The 17,532-nt window shown below is 38.4% G+C and carries 12 protein-coding genes; 11 read left to right on the top strand and 1 reads right to left on the bottom strand.

Annotated features, from left to right (window positions below):
• The first annotated feature begins 46 nt into the window (after positions 1–46).
• Positions 47–1,459: an MBL fold metallo-hydrolase gene (locus ISU00_RS11090; protein WP_228850726.1), complete on the top strand. Its 1,413-nt coding sequence runs from the start codon at positions 47–49 to the stop codon at positions 1,457–1,459.
• 56 nt (positions 1,460–1,515) lie between these two features.
• On the opposite strand, the gene ISU00_RS11085 is transcribed toward ISU00_RS11090, so the two are convergent.
• The gene (locus ISU00_RS11085; RefSeq protein ID WP_228850725.1) at positions 1,516–2,400 is read right to left on the bottom strand and encodes a sterol desaturase family protein; all 885 of its coding nucleotides are present in this window, start codon (positions 2,398–2,400) and stop codon (positions 1,516–1,518) included.
• 154 nt (positions 2,401–2,554) lie between these two features.
• Between ISU00_RS11085 and ISU00_RS11080 the strand changes: the two genes are divergently transcribed.
• From ISU00_RS11080 to ISU00_RS11035, 10 genes are all read left to right on the top strand, one after another.
• The gene (locus ISU00_RS11080; RefSeq protein WP_228850724.1) at positions 2,555–3,802 is read left to right on the top strand and encodes an NAD(P)/FAD-dependent oxidoreductase; all 1,248 of its coding nucleotides are present in this window, start codon (positions 2,555–2,557) and stop codon (positions 3,800–3,802) included.
• A gap of 111 nt (positions 3,803–3,913) precedes the next feature.
• Positions 3,914–4,471 carry a YeeE/YedE family protein gene (locus ISU00_RS11075; RefSeq protein ID WP_228850723.1) on the top strand — a complete coding sequence of 186 codons (558 nt, stop codon included), beginning with the start codon at positions 3,914–3,916 and terminating at the stop codon, positions 4,469–4,471.
• Between the two features lie 2 nt (positions 4,472–4,473).
• Positions 4,474–4,887: a YeeE/YedE family protein gene (locus ISU00_RS11070; protein WP_228850722.1), complete on the top strand. Its 414-nt coding sequence runs from the start codon at positions 4,474–4,476 to the stop codon at positions 4,885–4,887.
• A gap of 102 nt (positions 4,888–4,989) precedes the next feature.
• Complete coding sequence (locus ISU00_RS11065; RefSeq protein WP_228850721.1) at positions 4,990–6,015, top strand: helix-turn-helix domain-containing protein; 1,026 nt, start codon at positions 4,990–4,992, stop codon at positions 6,013–6,015.
• A gap of 76 nt (positions 6,016–6,091) precedes the next feature.
• Positions 6,092–6,472, top strand: a complete 381-nt coding sequence (locus ISU00_RS11060; RefSeq protein WP_228850720.1) for a hypothetical protein — start codon at positions 6,092–6,094, stop codon at positions 6,470–6,472.
• A 69-nt stretch (positions 6,473–6,541) separates the two neighbouring features.
• Positions 6,542–8,206 (top strand): formate--tetrahydrofolate ligase, encoded by a 1,665-nt coding sequence (locus ISU00_RS11055; protein ID WP_228850719.1) that lies wholly within the window; start codon positions 6,542–6,544, stop codon positions 8,204–8,206.
• Positions 8,207–8,288: 82 nt separating this feature from the next.
• Positions 8,289–9,377 (top strand): Gfo/Idh/MocA family protein, encoded by a 1,089-nt coding sequence (locus ISU00_RS11050; protein WP_228850718.1) that lies wholly within the window; start codon positions 8,289–8,291, stop codon positions 9,375–9,377.
• A gap of 228 nt (positions 9,378–9,605) precedes the next feature.
• Positions 9,606–11,282: a LysM peptidoglycan-binding domain-containing protein gene (locus tag ISU00_RS11045; RefSeq protein WP_228850717.1), complete on the top strand. Its 1,677-nt coding sequence runs from the start codon at positions 9,606–9,608 to the stop codon at positions 11,280–11,282.
• A gap of 48 nt (positions 11,283–11,330) precedes the next feature.
• On the top strand, positions 11,331–16,571 hold the full coding sequence (locus tag ISU00_RS11040; RefSeq protein ID WP_228850716.1) for a gliding motility-associated C-terminal domain-containing protein: 5,241 nt from the start codon (positions 11,331–11,333) through the stop codon (positions 16,569–16,571).
• Position 16,572: 1 nt separating this feature from the next.
• Positions 16,573–17,526, top strand: coding sequence for a PorP/SprF family type IX secretion system membrane protein (locus tag ISU00_RS11035; protein ID WP_228850715.1), 954 nt, complete (start codon positions 16,573–16,575; stop codon positions 17,524–17,526).
• Positions 17,527–17,532: the final 6 nt, after the last annotated feature.

The raw sequence follows: 17,532 nt of genomic DNA, 5'->3' as shown, positions 1-17,532 counted from the left end.
TTACAGCCGAGCGTATTTTTGTCAAGCAAAATAAAATGTGATTACTATGAAAATTGAACAAATATATACGGGTTGCCTTGCACAAGGTGCCTATTATATTGAAAGTGATGGGGAAGTGGCCATCATAGACCCTCTGAGAGAGGTTGGTCCCTATATTGAAAGGGCTGAAAAAGACAATTCAACAATTAAATATATTTTTGAAACTCACTTCCATGCAGATTTTGTAAGTGGGCACGTAACACTTTCTAAAGAAACTGGCGCACCCATTATTTATGGACCTTTAGCAAATCCAAAATTTGATGCTCTTATTGCCGAAGACGAACAAGAGTTCAAATTAGGTAAAGTCACAATTAAGGTTTTGCACACGCCTGGACATACAATGGAAAGCACTACCTATTTGCTGAAAGATGAAAATGGGAAAGACCACGCTATATTTAGTGGGGATACCCTATTCCTTGGAGATGTTGGCAGACCAGATCTCGCACAGAAAGCTGCAGATATGACACAAGAACAACTAGCCGGAACTTTGTTTGATAGTCTTAGGTCTAAAATAATGACGTTAGATGATGATGTCTTGGTTTACCCTGCACATGGGGCTGGTTCAGCTTGTGGAAAAAATTTAAGCAAAGAAACCGTGGGTACAATTGGTGGCCAAAAAGAAACCAATTATGCTTTAAGGTTAGATATGACAAGGGATGAATTCATAAAAGAAGTTACAGATGGATTACTTCCTCCTCCACAATACTTTCCTTTAAATGTTCAAATGAACAAAGAAGGCTATGAAGATTTTGATGATGTTTTAAAGCGTGGTGCACAAGCTTTAGAACCAAAGGAATTTGAGCTTGTAGCAAATGAAACTGATGCCGTAATCCTAGATGTGAGAAATGAAAAAGATTTTGCGGAAGGCCATGTGCCAAGATCTATTTTTATTGGTTTAGAAGGAAGCTTCGCTCCATGGGTTGGAGCACTTATTGGTGATGTTAAGCAACAAATACTTTTAATTTCTCCCGAAGGCAAGGAAGAAGAAGCAATTACTAGATTATCTCGTGTAGGTTTTGATTATGTAATAGGTTATCTGAAAGGTGGTTTCGAAAATTGGAAAAAACAAGGTTTTGAATATGACAAAGTAACTTCTATCCCTGCGGAGGAAGTGGTTGAACGTTTAAAAGAAGAAAAGCTTGAAATCTTTGATGTTAGAAAACCTGGAGAATATACCTCAGAACATATTGTAGATGCTCAAAACGCACCTTTGGATTTTATAAATGATCATCTTGCAGAATTTCCTTCAAATAAATCTTTCTACGTTCATTGCCAAAGCGGCTATAGAAGTATGATCGCATCCTCTATATTGAAAAGTAGGGGAATCCATAATTTAATTGATATAGGAGGAGGTATTGTAGGACTTAAAGAAGCAGGGGCAAAAGTTTCAGATTATGTATGCCCTACAACGATAAAATAATAGTTGACAAACTAACGAGGATTGATAGCAAATTTTAATTTACTGGAAAGGCGGAGTTATACTCCGCTTTTTTCTTTTCTCTTGCCAAAACCATAAACCAACTGTCCCCAAAAGTTTTTGGGCATTTCCTCATCGCCACTATATCCTAGTTCTATAGTTCCACTTTCTTCTGGAATATAATTTGTGCGGAACAAATAATCCCAAACACTTAAACTGATCCCAAAATTAACACCATAAGTTCCCCTAGGCAATTTATAAGCATGATGGTAAAGGTGCATCACCGGATTATTAAAAATGTATTTTAAAGGTCCATAAGTCAACTTTATGTTACTATGGTTTAAATGCCCGATTGAAATAGCAATAAAATGGACAATAAAGGCTTGCTCTGGTTCAAAACCACCCAAAATCATCACACCAAATGTTTTTAATGGTTTATACAAAACATTTTCCATCCAATGGTACCTCAAATGAGCGGCAAATCCCATTTCCTTCACACTGTGATGAACTTTGTGAAATTGCCATAGCACATCATATTTGTGCAATAAAATATGCGTGAACCATTGCACAAAATCGAGAACAACGAAAAACAAGATTAATTGCAACCAATTAGGTAGACTTTCCAAATTAATTATGGCAAGAGAATCCATGTGTATTCCCAAATTGGCGAATCCGAGTTCTAAAACCTTATAAAAACCACTAATAACAATGGCAAAAATGAAAAAGTTAAAAAACATATAGAAAGCATCGAGCCAAAAATCCTTCCTTATTATAGGCTGATCTTTTCTCCATGGAAAAATTATTTCCAAGCCCCAAACGACAAATGAAATAACAATTAAACCCCAGAAATAATTCTCATACCAAGGAACCTGAAAGATAATGGATTGCCAGGTCCAGTTTATTGTCCCACCAATGGCCTCAAAAAAAGCTTTAAGAATTTCCATTTTTTGTACCTTATAACAAATTTAGGGTATTGGTGCCAAATTAATACAAAACCGCATTATCTCTTAAAATAGTGCTATTTATGTAACAAATGTTACCGTTAAAATTTAGGCATAAAAGTACCTTTGGCATTGTAAAATAATTAATAATTGGGTGATGAATTCAGCATATGATATCTTAGTAATTGGAGGAGGAACCGGTGGCATTATGACAGCCGCTCAGTTGCTCCGGGCTAACAAAAACCTAAAAGTAGCCATAATAGAACCTTCTGAAACGCATTTCTACCAACCCGCTTGGACTTTGGTGGGTGCAGGAACGTATAAATATGAGAATACCTCTCGCCCAATGAAGGATTATATTCCAAAAGGAGCAACTTGGATTAAAGATAAAGCAGTAAAATTAAATCCAGAAAACAACTCTGTTTCAACTGCAAATAATGGAGATATATCCTATAATTATTTGGTACTTTCTCCAGGATTGGTTTATGATTATAGCTTGGTAGAAGGCCTAGAGGAAACCATGAATAAAAATGAGGTATGTAGCGTCTATACAGATCCTAAATATGTCTATAAAGTTCTTCAAAACTTTAAAGGAGGTACTGCCCTTTTTACACAACCCACAACTCCAATAAAATGTGGTGGAGCCCCTCAAAAAATCATGTATTTATCTGAAAGTTATTTCAGAAAGCATGGAAAACGAAATAACACTGAAGTAGTTTTTGCAACTCCTGGTACCGTGATTTTTGGTGTACCGGAAATTAAAAAGACATTATTAGAGGTAGTCGACAGAAAAGACATCAATCTGCGGTTTGGTTACATGTTGAAAAAAATTGATAGCAAAAATAAAATTGCATGGTATGCAATGGCTGAACATGAGGATGAGTATAACCATAAGGATTTGAATATAGAAAAAGATGGAGATCTCGTTGGAATCCATTACGATATGCTTCACTTAGCGCCTCCATCAGTGGCACCAGATTTCGTTAGAAATTCCACTTTGGTGAATGCAGAAAAATGGTTAGATGTAGACCATCACACCCTGCAGCACAATAAATTCGACAATATTTATGGAGTGGGTGATGTGGCTGGTTTACCGACTGCAAAAACTGGCGCAGCGATTAGAAAACAAGTTCCTATTATAGTTGCTCAAATTTTAGCCAATATCGAGCATAAGGCAAGTCATTTTAAACCTTACAACGGATATTCTTCTTGCCCATTGGTAACAGACTACGGCAAAATGGTACTGGCAGAGTTTGATTATGACAATAATTTCACACCAGATCCGAATTTGAAGAAAATGCTTATAGCCGATTCCAGCAAAGAGCATTGGAGATTATGGATGTTAAAAAAATATATGTTACCGTATCTATATTGGAATAAGATGCTTAAAGGAAAACAAGTATAAAATAACCCTTATAAGACTCCCTAAATAGCAGGAGATGGAAGTTTTTAACTCCATCTCCTTTTTTTAGAACAGTTGAATTTTATGATTAACATTGCAAAAAATAAATAAAAAATGAATTGGATTTATGACCCCTGGCCTTGGTATGTTTCTGGCCCTATGATAGCGTTTATTATGTTTCTCTTAATAATCGTTGGCAAAAATTTTGGCATGTCTGCTAACCTCCGAACTATGTGTACTATGTGTGGTGCAGACAAACGGGCAGAGTTTTTTAAGTTCGATTGGAAAGCACAGCGTTGGAATTTGGTAGTTGTTATAGGCACTATAATTGGTGGTTATATAGCTGCTAATTATTTAACAACAGATCCTGCAGTTCATATTTCTGCGGATACCATTGAGGAATTAAAATCATATGGATTTGAAACTGCAGGAGCAGCATATGCTCCTGACAAATTTTTCTCAATGTCTGTCTTTTCTGACCCTAAATACTTGGGGCTTTTGATAATTGGGGGATTGTTAATAGGTTTTGGTTCTAGATATGCAGGTGGCTGCACCTCAGGACATGCAATTTCAGGTTTGAGCAATTTACAATTGCCATCATTGATTGCAACAATAGGATTTTTTATCGGAGGTTTAATTATGGTGTATTTATTATACCCAATAATATTTTAAAAATGAGAACACTTATATATTTAATCATAGGGATGCTATTTGGAATTACCATGTTCAAATCTGAGGCTGCATCGTGGTTTAGGATTTATGAAATGTTTAAATTTGATGCGTTCTTAATGTACGGCATAATCGGTTCAGCTGTAATTCTAGGGGTGATAATTGTGCAAGTAATTAAACGGTTTAAAATCAAATCCATCTACGGCGAACCAATTGTTTTTTCTGACAAAGACATGAGTATTCCTAGGTACCTCATAGGAGGTATAATTTTCGGTTTAGGATGGGGTTTAGTAGGAGCATGTCCAGGACCTATCTTTACCTTATTGGGTGCCGGTTACATCCCTGTTTTGGTACTTTTTGTTTCCGCATTGGTCGGCACTTTCATTTATGGTTTATTGAGAGACAAATTACCACACTAGTGTTATAGGTAATTTGGAGGATTTTCTGTAAAATGTTAAATTGAAAATAATTGCTATTTTTAACACAATAGGCAGTTATAATCTAACCTGACATTTTCTGAAATGAAGACTCTTTTGGTGCAATCGCTGCCCCTGCATGAAGTTATCGAAAATCTTGCAGAGGCCATGAATACTACCTTTACCCAAAGTTGCGATCAATACAAACTTGTAATTCCAGAGTCTTTTGGTACTGGAACGGTAATGGGTATCGATTTTGAAAGTGGCATGGGAATAATTCAATATGATTGCACCTTCAATGACGATATTGAGTTAAAGTTTATCGTAAACAAGATTCATCCATTAAAGTTTCTTTATTGCCTTGAAGGGACAATTACCCATTGTTTTGAAAATAGCAAAAAATCTCACCAACTAAAACAGCATCAAAATGCCATGGTTGCCAGTAGTAATAACCATGGCCATATTTTACATTTCCAGAAAAATGTTACAACCAAAATTAGCAGCTTAGAACTGTCTAGAAAACAGTTTCTGGAAAAATCTAAATGTGAACTTGAAAGCCTAGAACCGACAACTAGAAAAATATTCTATGACGTCGATGCAAATGAGGAATTCTATTATGAAGGATTTTATAGCCTTCAACTGGCAAATATGTTTGATCAAATGCACCAATTTGAAGGGCAGGAATTTCTAAAACGTGTTTATTTGGAAGGGAAATCTAATTTAATTCTAACCCGTCAAATAATGCAGTTTGAAGATGATCTTCTTGCTACCTCAGATAGAAAAATTCTGCGGACATCAGAATTAAAGCAGATACGAAAAGCGGCAGAATTTATAGATCAAAATATACATGGTAGTATTTCAATTCAAGATATATCCCAACACGTTGGTTTAAATGGAAACAAATTGCAAAGCGGGTTTCAAAAATTATTTGAAAAATCGGTAAATCAATATATTCAAAAGCAGCGAATGCAATTAGCAAGGCATTTGGTAGAAAATACAGATAAGACAATATCAGAGATATGTGACATAGTTGGGCTAAATAGTCGTAGCTATTTTTCTAAGATTTTCAAGGAAGAGTATGGTGTAAATCCATCAGAATTAAAACAGAAAAACGGCTCCGCCTTTTTATGACATATGTCATAATAATCTCTACATTGACGGTGTATTTTTGTTCAAACATAACTATAACATTCTAAAATTATCCAACATGAAAACCACCGATTCCACCTACAAATTTCTCCGTATTTTTCTTGGTTTGTTTTTAATACTGTACGCATTAAATCAATTTTTACATTTCATTCCAACTGGCTATGGGGCCATGCCAGACAGTTCAAAAGCGTTTATTGATTCGGTAGCTGCGTACCTTCCTGCACTATATATATTTGAAATAATTGTTGGCGTTCTCATTTTACTTAACAAATGGGTTCCATTTTTACTGATTGTTCTATTTCCATTAAGCTTAGCATTCTTGATTTTCAGTATTTCAAACCAAGATTTGATGGAAAATTGGCCAGCATTTGTAGTTGCAATTCTCAATTTTGTTTTGGTACATTACAATAGAAAATTATACAACCCGCTGTTTAGCTAAACGAAAATTCTTATCCAAAAAAGTCTTCTAAATTTCCTATTTTGTAGGACTAACTAAGTATTGGCTTATATGACAGATATTGAAATCTCACAAAGCGTTCAACCTCAACGGATTCAAGAAATAGCGGAAAAACTAGGATTAAATGAAGGCCAATTAGAATTATACGGAAAGTATAAGGCTAAAATTCCTTTAGATTTAAAAATAACTCATAAATCCGAAGGAAATCTGGTATTGGTAACAGCGATTACACCTACCCCTGCGGGAGAAGGAAAAACAACAACTTCAATTGGTTTGGCTGATGGCCTTAACAAAATTGGGAAAAAAACAGTTGTTGTTCTAAGAGAACCGAGTTTAGGCCCGGTATTTGGAATAAAAGGGGGTGCTGCTGGAGGAGGTTGGAGTCAGGTTATTCCAATGGAGGATATCAATTTGCATTTCACTGGTGATTTTAATGCTATTGAAAAGGCGAATAATTTATTAGCAGCCCTCATAGATAACAACATACAAAGTAAAAACAGAAATTTAAATATAGATCCACGCACGGTAACTTGGAAACGCTGCATGGATATGAATGACCGTAGCTTACGTAATATTATTGTGGCTTTAGGCGGAAAGGCTGGTGGTATTCCACGCGAATCTGGATTTGACATAACAGCGGCTTCCGAGATTATGGCAATATTGTGCCTAAGCAAAGATTTTGAGGACCTTAAAGAACGCATAGGCCAAATTCTAATAGGCTCTACTTTTGATGGCAAACCAATCTATGCAAAAGATTTAAATGCACAGGGTGCTATGGCAGTTCTTTTAAAGGATGCTATTAAACCAAATCTGGTTCAAACCCTGGAAGGAAACCCGGCAATAATCCACGGAGGGCCATTCGCAAACATTGCGCAAGGAACAAATTCTATAATTGCCACCAAAACTGGACTAGCATTAGCAAATTTTACTGTTACCGAGGCGGGGTTTGGAGCAGACTTAGGTGCTGAGAAATTTTTGAACATCAAATGTAGGGCAGCTGGACTTTCACCCAAAGCAATTGTTTTAGTGGCAACCATTAGGGCACTTAAGTACCATGGCGGAAAAAGCCTGAATGAACTTAAAGAAGAGGATACAGCTGCCTTAATGGCTGGCCTCCCTAATTTGGAACGCCATATTAAAAGCTTACAAACATTCAATGTGCCAATAGTTGTCTCAATTAATTCCTTTGTGAGTGATACCGAGCGAGAAAAAGATTTGCTTATACAACATTGTAATAGTTTAGGGGTGCCTGTTGCGTTAAATAATGGCTGGGCTGAAGGAGGTAATGGATGCACAGATTTAGCATCTAAAGTTGTTGAGGCTACTGAAAAATGCAGCACAAAATACACCCCAACCTATCAACTCGAAGATAGCATTAGAGAAAAAATGGAAAAGGTATGCAAAACCATTTATGGCGCTAACCATGTAATTCTGTCCAATAAGGCTAAAGCACAACTTAACCGTTATGAAAAAATGGGGTATGGCAATCTTCCTATTTGTATGGCCAAAACACAAAAAAGCCTTAGTGATGATGAAAAACAATTAGGGCGACCTGAAAATTTTGACATCAATATTAGGGAATTTGAATTGGCCGCAGGTGCCGGTTTTATAATTCCAATTGCCGGAAATATTTTAAGAATGCCCGGTTTACCCGAAACTCCCTCTGCAGAGAATATTTCCATTTCACCGGAAGGGAAAATATCTGGTTTGTTTTAATTCTGATTAAAAAATAAAACCATTCCTGGCCAAATATTTGGGTTGATATTTTTTTGTACTTTATAGGTATAAAAAGATAGATATGTCAACAAGGAGATCATTTATAAAAACTACCGGTTTAGCTCTTGCAGCCTCTTCCCTACCACTATATGGTTTATACAAATCTAATCGGCAAAGGAAGCTCGGTGTAGCATTGGTTGGTTTAGGTTATTACAGTACTGATTTATTGGCTCCAGCCTTACAATTGACTCAACATTGCGAATTAAAAGGTATTGTTACTGGCTCACCGGATAAAATCCCTTTTTGGCAAGAAAAATATGGCATTAAAGATTCAAATGTTTACAATTATGAAAACATGCATCAAATAGCGGACAACAATGAAATTGATGTGGTTTATATAGTCTTACCAAATAGCTTACATAAAAAATATACAATTGTCGGGGCTGAAGCAGGCAAACATGTTTGGTGTGAAAAACCAATGGCAATGGATGAAGAGGAATGTAGAGAAATGATAAAGAGTTGCAATAAAAACAAACGCAAACTCACTATCGGTTATAGAATGCAACACGAACCAGTAACTCAAACTATTATATCTTGGAATAAAAAGAAACCATATGGGTCTATTTCATCCATTTATGCAGAAGCGGGCTTTAGCATGGGAAGCCAAAATCCCGAGCATTGGAAAAAGCACAAAAAATTAGGAGGTGGAGCAATGTTCGATATGGGAGTTTATCCTTTAAATGCCGTTAGATACACAACAGGATTGGAACCTATTTCTGTTTCTGCTAAACAACAAATTATTCGGGAAGATTTATTTACTGCTGATGAAATTACAACCTTCGATCTTGAGTTTCCTGGAGGCATAAAGGCATCATGCCGAACAAGTTTTGCAGAAAATAGGAATATTTTAGATGTCAAATGCACCAAAGGGTGGTTTAAAGTTCAACCATTCCAATCATATCGCGGTGTGAAAGCTACTAGCAGTGACGGAAAGAATATTTCTTCTTATCAGGGAAATCAACAAGCTAAACAAATGGATGAAGATGCTTTAGCCATCATAAATAATACGGAAGTACTAGTACCTGGAGAGGAAGGTTTAAGGGATATCATAATTGTAGATGCCATTAGAAAATCTGCATCAAACAATGGTAACATCGTGAAATTAGGCTAGATTATTAATAAAATTGTTAATAACACTTTACCTAAAAGCCTCTAGAATCAACTTGTTTATTATCTTAGTTCTATAATTGTTTCAATTATGTAGGAGCGATATAATCAATTTGTTGTTAATAAGTTGATTATCAGTCGCTTTTTAGCAACAGGCCACCAATCTAGTAATAAACTAATAATAATGACTTCGTTAAAAACTAACTGGTTTCAAATTAGGTTTAACCGATTTATGGCCATTTTTTTAGCTTGTTTCCTCTTCACAACTTTTCATTTCGAGAATTTTGCAGCAACATATTATTTTCAAAATTCAACTCAGTTTCAAAACCCTACAAGGGCAACCAGGACTTATAGAGTAAAACCTGGAGATACAAAATTTAGTTTGGCTCGAGCTTTTGATGTGTCCATTGAACAAATGGAAAATGAAAATCCTCAGATAAAAAGACAATTGTTAGCTGGGCAGGTGATAACCGTGTCTAATGCAAAAGATCCTGCTACTATGTATGTTGTTGTTGCAGGCGACACCAAGTTTAGTCTAGCAAAAAATAATGGTGTTACGGTTGAGCAGCTTGAGGCATCAAATCCTCACATAAAACCAATGTTGAAAATTGGTCAAGTTCTACATATTCCCAACACCAATCAAGGTAATTATCTTACAACTTCAGTTAATGAAGTGAATTCTTTGAAAGAAGACAAAACTGAGCCTGTAAATATCGTAACCCATTCAAATTCTGAGGGGTATGAATTATATACGGTTCAACCTGACGATACGTTATGGGGACTGAGTCAAAAAGCGGGTATGTCGGTTGATGAATTTTCAAAACTTAACCCTCATGTTTCTGAAAACTTAAAGGCAGGGACAACCTTGAAAATGCCTGTTAATTCAATAAAGGTTTCTCCAATATCCAATTCTTCCTCTAGCTATGTAAATTTAAGCAGGACGGTTAATACTTCTAAACAGGTAGAACTTGCAGTTATAATGCACGGTAATGACGATGTTCATGCTAACTTCATGAGAGGTGCAAATTTGGCAATGGATTCATTAAGAATGATTGGAATTAAAGCAACTCTTTACACCAAATCCATATCTGATTTAACGAATAATTCCAACAGTTTCTCAGGTATAATCATTCCAAAAAATCCATCTCAAGAGGTAAAAACAGCTCTCAAGTCGGTTGATAAGACTCCAATTTTTAGTTGGTCTTATATTGGTAGTGATAATAACAATCTTATAAGTGTACGGCCATTAGCAGATGATTCTAAAAAAGGTTTGCTTAACTATCTAAAGAATAAAAATCTAAATGTAGTTGTTGTAAGCGACCCAAAACAAATGAATGATATTCAGGTTATTGAATCTGTAATAACTAATCCGAATTATGTTCAAACCGACGACAAAGGTATATTCGATAAATCCCTTTTAACTGCAGCCCTAAAAAAGGATCAGGGGAATGCAGTAATAATTGATAGCTCGGACCCAAATGTATTTTTAGGCGTAACAAATTTACTGTTAACGAAGATTAATGATTACCAAATGCAATTAGCGGTATTGGATGGATCTTACATTCCAGATGAAACCTTAGTTTCAACAAAAAGGTACCGAATTTTAAAGATGCTGTATCCGGCTAACACCCCTTTAATTGTATCAAATTCCGAAGCAAAATTTTTAAGGAGTTATAGCAAACGTTATGGCACACAAGCTAATGAAGAGGCTATAGATGGTTTTGATATCATTTTCGATACTGCATTAAGACTTGCGCAAAATGAAGAACTAACCAGAACATTTGACAATTCAGTAACTAAACAATTCAATTTAAAATTTCAATACCAACTAGGGTCTAATGGTTATGAAAATCATGGTTTTTATTTGTACCAATATGATCCACAAGTAGGGATTAAGGAGATTAATTAAATAGAATGCTTGGTAATCGAGACCGATCAAATGACTAAATACATCGTGTTGAAAACACAACAGACAAAGTTATCTGGATTTATTAAAATCCATATTTTCATTTTCTTCAAATTATGCTTCGGCATCAACCAATCGGTTAGCGCTCAATGTCCAACAATTAACGAAAATGTCCAAACCTTTTGCGATAATGAATCAATTTTAATTTCAGATTTACAAGCAACGGATAATGGTGGTGGCATAGTGTGGTATGACACCCCTACATCCACTACTCCATACTCACCAACCGAGGGATTAATAGATGGAGAAGATTATTATGCAGATGATAGTACTGGTAGTTGCGGTACACGTGAAAGAGTGGACGTGGTCATCTACAGTGCCCCTTTAGGTTCACCATTCCAAGGGGTATGCGTTGAAGATTTAGCTGATGCCACCTTGGAGGATTTAACTGCAATTGGCAACGATGTTCAATGGTATAATACTCCCAGCGGAGGTAGCCCACTTCCTCTTACAACCCAAATTTTTGACGATTCTTTTTATTATGCAGATCAGTTAAATCCAGTAACAGGATGTAGAACCTCAAGACTTTCAGTTCTTGTGCAGGTAGGTTATGTTCCCACCCCTACAGGAGATTCTCAACAAACTTTTTGTAACGACCCAAATAACCCACCCACCATTTCAGATATAGTAGTTTCTGGTAGTGTTAGATGGTACAATACAAATGTTTCAAATACTCCGCTCGACCCAAATACTTTGCTTTCCAATAATGAAGATTATTATGCTACTACAGTGGATCCACCGTGTGAAAGTAGTCAAAGGTTTAGGGTATTTATAAAATTAGATCCTATAAATAATCCGGGAGAAAATGGTGAAATATTAATTTGCGAAACCGATATTTCTTCAGGTTTTGTAAAACTCAAAGATGGACTAGGAGGTAACCCCGATAATAATGGTGAATGGACAGGTCCATTTCCAACAACTGGAGGAGGCAACGGCAACCTGGATACCTCATTAATGACTGTTGATGGAAGTCCTTATGTTTTTACTTATACTGTAGAAAAACAGAATAGTGTTTGCCCTCCAACATCTGCAACAGTTTCTGTTATAATTGTTGCTGAACCTAATGCAGGTGAAAATGCGACATTAGAAATTTGCAGTAATGATGCACCGGTAAATTTATTCCAACTTTTAGGCGGCGCTCCTGAATCTGGAGGAACTTGGACTCCTGCACTAAATAGTGGTGGTAATATTTTTGACCCATCAATTGATTCCTCTGGAGACTATACTTATGAAGTTACAGGTACACCCCCTTGTGGACCTGCCACCTCTATTGTAAGTGTAACAGTGTATCAAGAACCCGATGCTGGAGAAAATGGCTCAATAGATATTTGCAGTAATGGCACCCCCATTAATTTATTTGACTACTTAGGCGGCACTCCCGAAACCGGGGGAACTTGGTCTCCTGTCTTAGCCAGTGGAACAGGAATTTTTGATCCAACCATTGATGTGGGAGGAACCTATACCTATACCGTAATAGGCAATGGACCTTGTGATCCTGATATTGCCGAGGTTGAGGTGAATATAATTCCTGAACCAAATTCAGGGGAGGATGGTTCAGCCGAAATATGCAGCAATGATGCTCCCATAGATCTTTTTACTCTATTAAATGGAACACCAGACACTGGTGGAACCTGGACACCATCACTGGATAGTGGAACAGGAATTTTTGACCCTTCTATAGACAGTTCTGGCATTTACACCTATACAGTTAGTGGAACAGGTCCTTGTGAAGATGCAAGTTCAAATGTTACGATTACAATAATTCAAGAACCTAATTCAGGTATTGATGGCTCAATTGATTTGTGTACAAATGATAGTAGTTTGGATTTGTTTACAATATTGGGAGGTTCACCTGACACCGGTGGATCTTGGTCCCCAACATTGACAAGTGGATCTGGTGTTTTTGATCCTTTAGTTGATTCAGCTGGCACCTATACATATACAGTAGAAGGTATTGACCCCTGTGGTCCATCTTCTTCCTCAGTTGTTGTAACCCTTATTCCCGAACCAAACGCAGGTGAAAATGCTTCAATAGAAATTTGCAGTAATGATTCAACAGTTGATTTATTTACTTTATTGGGTGGAACGCCCGAATCAGGTGGGACATGGACACCAGAATTGGCAAGTGGAAGTGGAATTTTCAACCCAGAAGTCGATAGTGCTGGAGATTATACTTATACGGTTAATGGAACCGGGCCCTGTTCTGATGCAACGTCTATTGTTTCTATAACAATTATTCAACAACCCAACCCTGGTATGGATGGTTCCGTTGAGGTCTGCTCAAATGGCCCGAGCGTGGACCTATTCGATAGCCTTGGAGGCTCACCCGACTCCGGCGGGACATGGTCACCTGCCCTGTCCAGTGGCACGGGGATTTTTGACCCTGCCGTTGATGCAGCAGGAACCTATACCTATACAGTGGATGGTTCCGGACCATGTGGCCCAGAAACTTCGGAAGTTTCCGTAACCATCGTCGATGAACCTGATGCAGGTACAGACGGTACGCTCGAGATTTGCTCAAACGACTCGGCTTTCGACCTCACCGCAAGCCTTGGGGGCACCCCAGACCCTGGGGGAAGCTGGTCTCCAGCATTGGCAAGCGGAACCAACCTTTTCGACCCAGCCATTGATAGCGCTGGGGATTACACATACACCGTAAGTGGAAACGGGCCCTGCCCAGATGCATCGGCAACCGTCAGCGTGGCTGTAGTTCAGAAACCCGATGCAGGAACCAATGGCAACTTAACAATCTGTTCAAGTGCAGACGCGGTCAACCTGTTTGATTATCTGGGGGGAAGCCCAGACACTGGGGGCATGTGGTCTCCAGCACTTGCGAGCGGAACCGGTGAATTCGATCCAGCTGTAGACGCAGCGGGGACATACACCTATACAGTAAATGGAACAGGGCCTTGCGCTGATGAATCGGCCGAGGTCTCCGTAACGATTGTAGATCAATTGGACGCAGGGGAAGATGGAACACTCGAGATCTGCTCCAATGATTCGCCAATAGACTTGTTTGATAGCTTGGGGGGAAATCCCGATGCAGGGGGTGCTTGGACACCAGCCTTGGCAAGTGGAAGTGGAATATTTGACCCAGCAGTGGATATAGAAGGAACATATACATATACGATAGCCGCGGATGGCGACTGTAACGAAGTAAGTGCCCAAGTGGTGGTTGCCGTTGCTCAAGAGCCCAACCCTGGTATGGATGGTTCCGTTGAGGTCTGCTCAAATGGCCCGAGCGTGGACCTATTCGATAGCCTTGGAGGCTCACCCGACTCTGGCGGGACATGGTCGCCTGCCCTGTCCAGTGGCACGGGGATTTTTGACCCTGCCGTGGATGCAGCAGGAACCTATACCTATACAGTGGATGGTTCCGGACCATGTGGCCCAGAAACTTCCGAAGTTTCCGTAACCATCGCCGATGAACCTGATGCAGGTACAGACGGTACGCTCGAGATCTGCTCAAACGACTCGGCTTTCGACCTCACCGCAAGCCTTGGGGGCACCCCAGACCCTGGGGGAAGCTGGTCTCCAGCATTGGCAAGCGGAACCAACCTTTTCGACCCAGCCATTGATAGCGCTGGGGATTACACATACACCGTAAGTGGAAACGGGCCCTGCCCAGATGCATCGGCAACCGTCAGCGTGGCTGTAGTTCAGAAACCCGATGCAGGAACCAATGGCAACTTAACAATCTGTTCAAGTGCAGACGCGGTCAACCTGTTTGATTATCTGGGGGGAAGCCCAGACACTGGGGGCATATGGTCTCCTGCACTTGCGAGCGGAACCGGTGAATTCAACCCAGCGATAGACACAGCGGAGACATACACCTATACAGTAAATGGAACAGGGCCTTGCGCTGATGAATCGGCCGAGGTCTCCGTAACGATTGTAGATCAATTGGACGCAGGGGAAGATGGAACACTCGAGATCTGCTCCAATGATTCGCCAATAGACCTGTTTGATAGCTTGGGGGGGAATCCCGATACAGGGGGTGCTTGGACACCAGCATTGGCAAGTGGAAGTGGAATATTTGACCCAGCAGTGGATAGTTCTGGGGATTACATCTATACCCTAAGTGGAAATGGTTCATGCCCAGATGTGTCCTCAATGGTTACAGTAACAAAATTGGAAGGCCCTAATGCAGGAAATGATACCACTCTAGAAATTTGCAATGACGGTTCAACACAAGATTTATTTTTGCTTTTGGGAGACGACGCCCAGGTTGGAGGTACTTGGTCTCCAGCCCTAACAAGTGGTTCTGGAGTTTTTGATCCTGCAGTTGATTCCGAAGGGGATTATACTTATACCGTTCTTACAAATGGAAATTGTAATATTCAAGATGAAGCTACCGTAACAGTTGTTTTTGTTGGTGAGCCAAATTTGGATGGTGCCACTCTTACAATTGGCGCTCCTTGCCTTGGGACCGATGGATTTGCTGCCATTTCTGGAGCCTCTTCATTACCGGATGGAGAATATATTATCGATTATATATTAACAGATTCTAACGAAATAGATAATTCTTCAACTGCAGTATTTACTAACGGTCAGGGAACTTTTACCATACCTCATACCGACATTCCTAATTCAGGAAATACAATTTTAACGGTTATTGGAATTACTTCGGTATCATCTAATTGTAGTTCAATAGTTTTAGACCTAGAAGAGGTTGAATTTAATGTAATAGAAGTACCGACTCCAGAAATTATTGAAGGAGGAAATGAGTTTTGCTCCTTCGATGACCCAACAATAGCTAGTTTATCTGGTAATTTAGTTGATAGTCAATCCGTTGTTTGGTATGACACTGCAGAAGGAGGAACGATTTTGTCGGAAAATGAATCTTTAATAGATGGCCGAACATATTATGGCGTGTACAACTTAAAAACTTGTGAAAGTTTTCAACGTTTGGTAGTAACTGTTTCGGTTTTAGATTGTGAAAAGCTACTTATTATACCAGATGGCTTTTCTCCAAACGGCGATGGTATTAACGATAATTTCACAATAGTAAATCTAAGAGAATATTATCCAAATTTCAATTTAAAAATATTTAACCGTTACGGAAATTGGCTGTATACAGGAAACATAAATAAGGATGATTGGGATGGAAGATCCGATGCAGACTCAACACTTGGTAGTGGGACTGCACCTACAGGGGTATATTTCTACATTTTGGATTTCAATGATGGTGAGCGAAAAACAAAACAAGGGAGGGTTTATTTAAGTAGGTAACATGAAGACGCATCATAATCCATATAAAATTTCGATCCTGCTTATTGTAGTATTACTATTTGGTACTCCAGAAAAGATCTTCGGCCAACAGGATCCAGTATCCACTCAATATCTCTATAACATGAGTATATTGAATCCTGCTTACGCTACGGACGATCCTGAAACTATAAATCTTGGGGCATTTTATAGGGCCCAATGGGTAGGAGCTGTTGGTGGACCGACTACAGGTATGTTCTTTGCACATACACCAATAGCCAAGAAAATGGAAGGGGGAATTTCCATAGTACACGACGAAATTGGTGATGTTGTTAAAGAAACGAATGTGTTTCTAGATTATGCTTATGTATTAACCCTAAATGATTGGAGCAAATTATCCTTTGGACTTAAAGCAGGTGCTACTTTCTTTAGTACAAATTATAACGGTTTCATTTATTCAGATCCTGAACCAGACCCAGCCTTTAGTGAAAATTTAAGCAGGACCTTTCCGAATATAGGAATGGGTGTATTTTTCTTCGGTGATAATTTTTATGCAGGCCTTTCCGCCCCTAACCTACTTAAATCTAAACATCTCGAAAAAGACAGTGGAATAGTGGCATTAGGTAAAGAAGAAATTCACTTTTTCCTTACTGGAGGTTATATTTTTGAATTGGATGATAAATGGAAGCTAAAACCAAACTTTATGACTAAGGCAGTGGGTGGTGCTCCCTTGTCAATGGATTTAAATGCCAATGTTTTATATAATGACAGATTAGAATTCGGTTTAGGCTATCGTTTTGGAGATGCAATGAATGCCATGGTTAATTTCAAAATAAATAGGGCACTGCGAATAGGATATGCATATGACCATACCGTTTCAAATTTGGGCAGATTTAATAATGGAACCCACGAAATAATGTTACTGTTTGATATTGATCTGTTCGGAATGGGAATCGATAAATCACCTAGATTCTTTTAAAGCTAA

The sequence above is a fragment of the Aegicerativicinus sediminis genome (assembly GCF_015476115.1).
GTDB classification, from domain to species: Bacteria; Bacteroidota; Bacteroidia; order Flavobacteriales; family Flavobacteriaceae; genus Aegicerativicinus; species Aegicerativicinus sediminis.
Note: the sequence above shows the minus strand (reverse complement) of the source record. Positions and strands in the feature narration are given on the sequence as shown.

Coding starts and splice junctions, on each gene's coding strand:
- ISU00_RS11090 (WP_228850726.1), top strand. CDS start 47: ATGAAAATTGAACAAATATATACGGGTTGCCTTGCACAAGGTGCCTAT.
- ISU00_RS11045 (WP_228850717.1), top strand. CDS start 9,606: ATGGCCATTTTTTTAGCTTGTTTCCTCTTCACAACTTTTCATTTCGAG.
- ISU00_RS11085 (WP_228850725.1), bottom strand. CDS start 2,400: ATGGAAATTCTTAAAGCTTTTTTTGAGGCCATTGGTGGGACAATAAAC.
- ISU00_RS11065 (WP_228850721.1), top strand. CDS start 4,990: ATGAAGACTCTTTTGGTGCAATCGCTGCCCCTGCATGAAGTTATCGAA.
- ISU00_RS11075 (WP_228850723.1), top strand. CDS start 3,914: ATGAATTGGATTTATGACCCCTGGCCTTGGTATGTTTCTGGCCCTATG.
- ISU00_RS11060 (WP_228850720.1), top strand. CDS start 6,092: ATGAAAACCACCGATTCCACCTACAAATTTCTCCGTATTTTTCTTGGT.
- ISU00_RS11050 (WP_228850718.1), top strand. CDS start 8,289: ATGTCAACAAGGAGATCATTTATAAAAACTACCGGTTTAGCTCTTGCA.
- ISU00_RS11080 (WP_228850724.1), top strand. CDS start 2,555: ATGAATTCAGCATATGATATCTTAGTAATTGGAGGAGGAACCGGTGGC.
- ISU00_RS11035 (WP_228850715.1), top strand. CDS start 16,573: ATGAAGACGCATCATAATCCATATAAAATTTCGATCCTGCTTATTGTA.
- ISU00_RS11070 (WP_228850722.1), top strand. CDS start 4,474: ATGAGAACACTTATATATTTAATCATAGGGATGCTATTTGGAATTACC.
- ISU00_RS11055 (WP_228850719.1), top strand. CDS start 6,542: ATGACAGATATTGAAATCTCACAAAGCGTTCAACCTCAACGGATTCAA.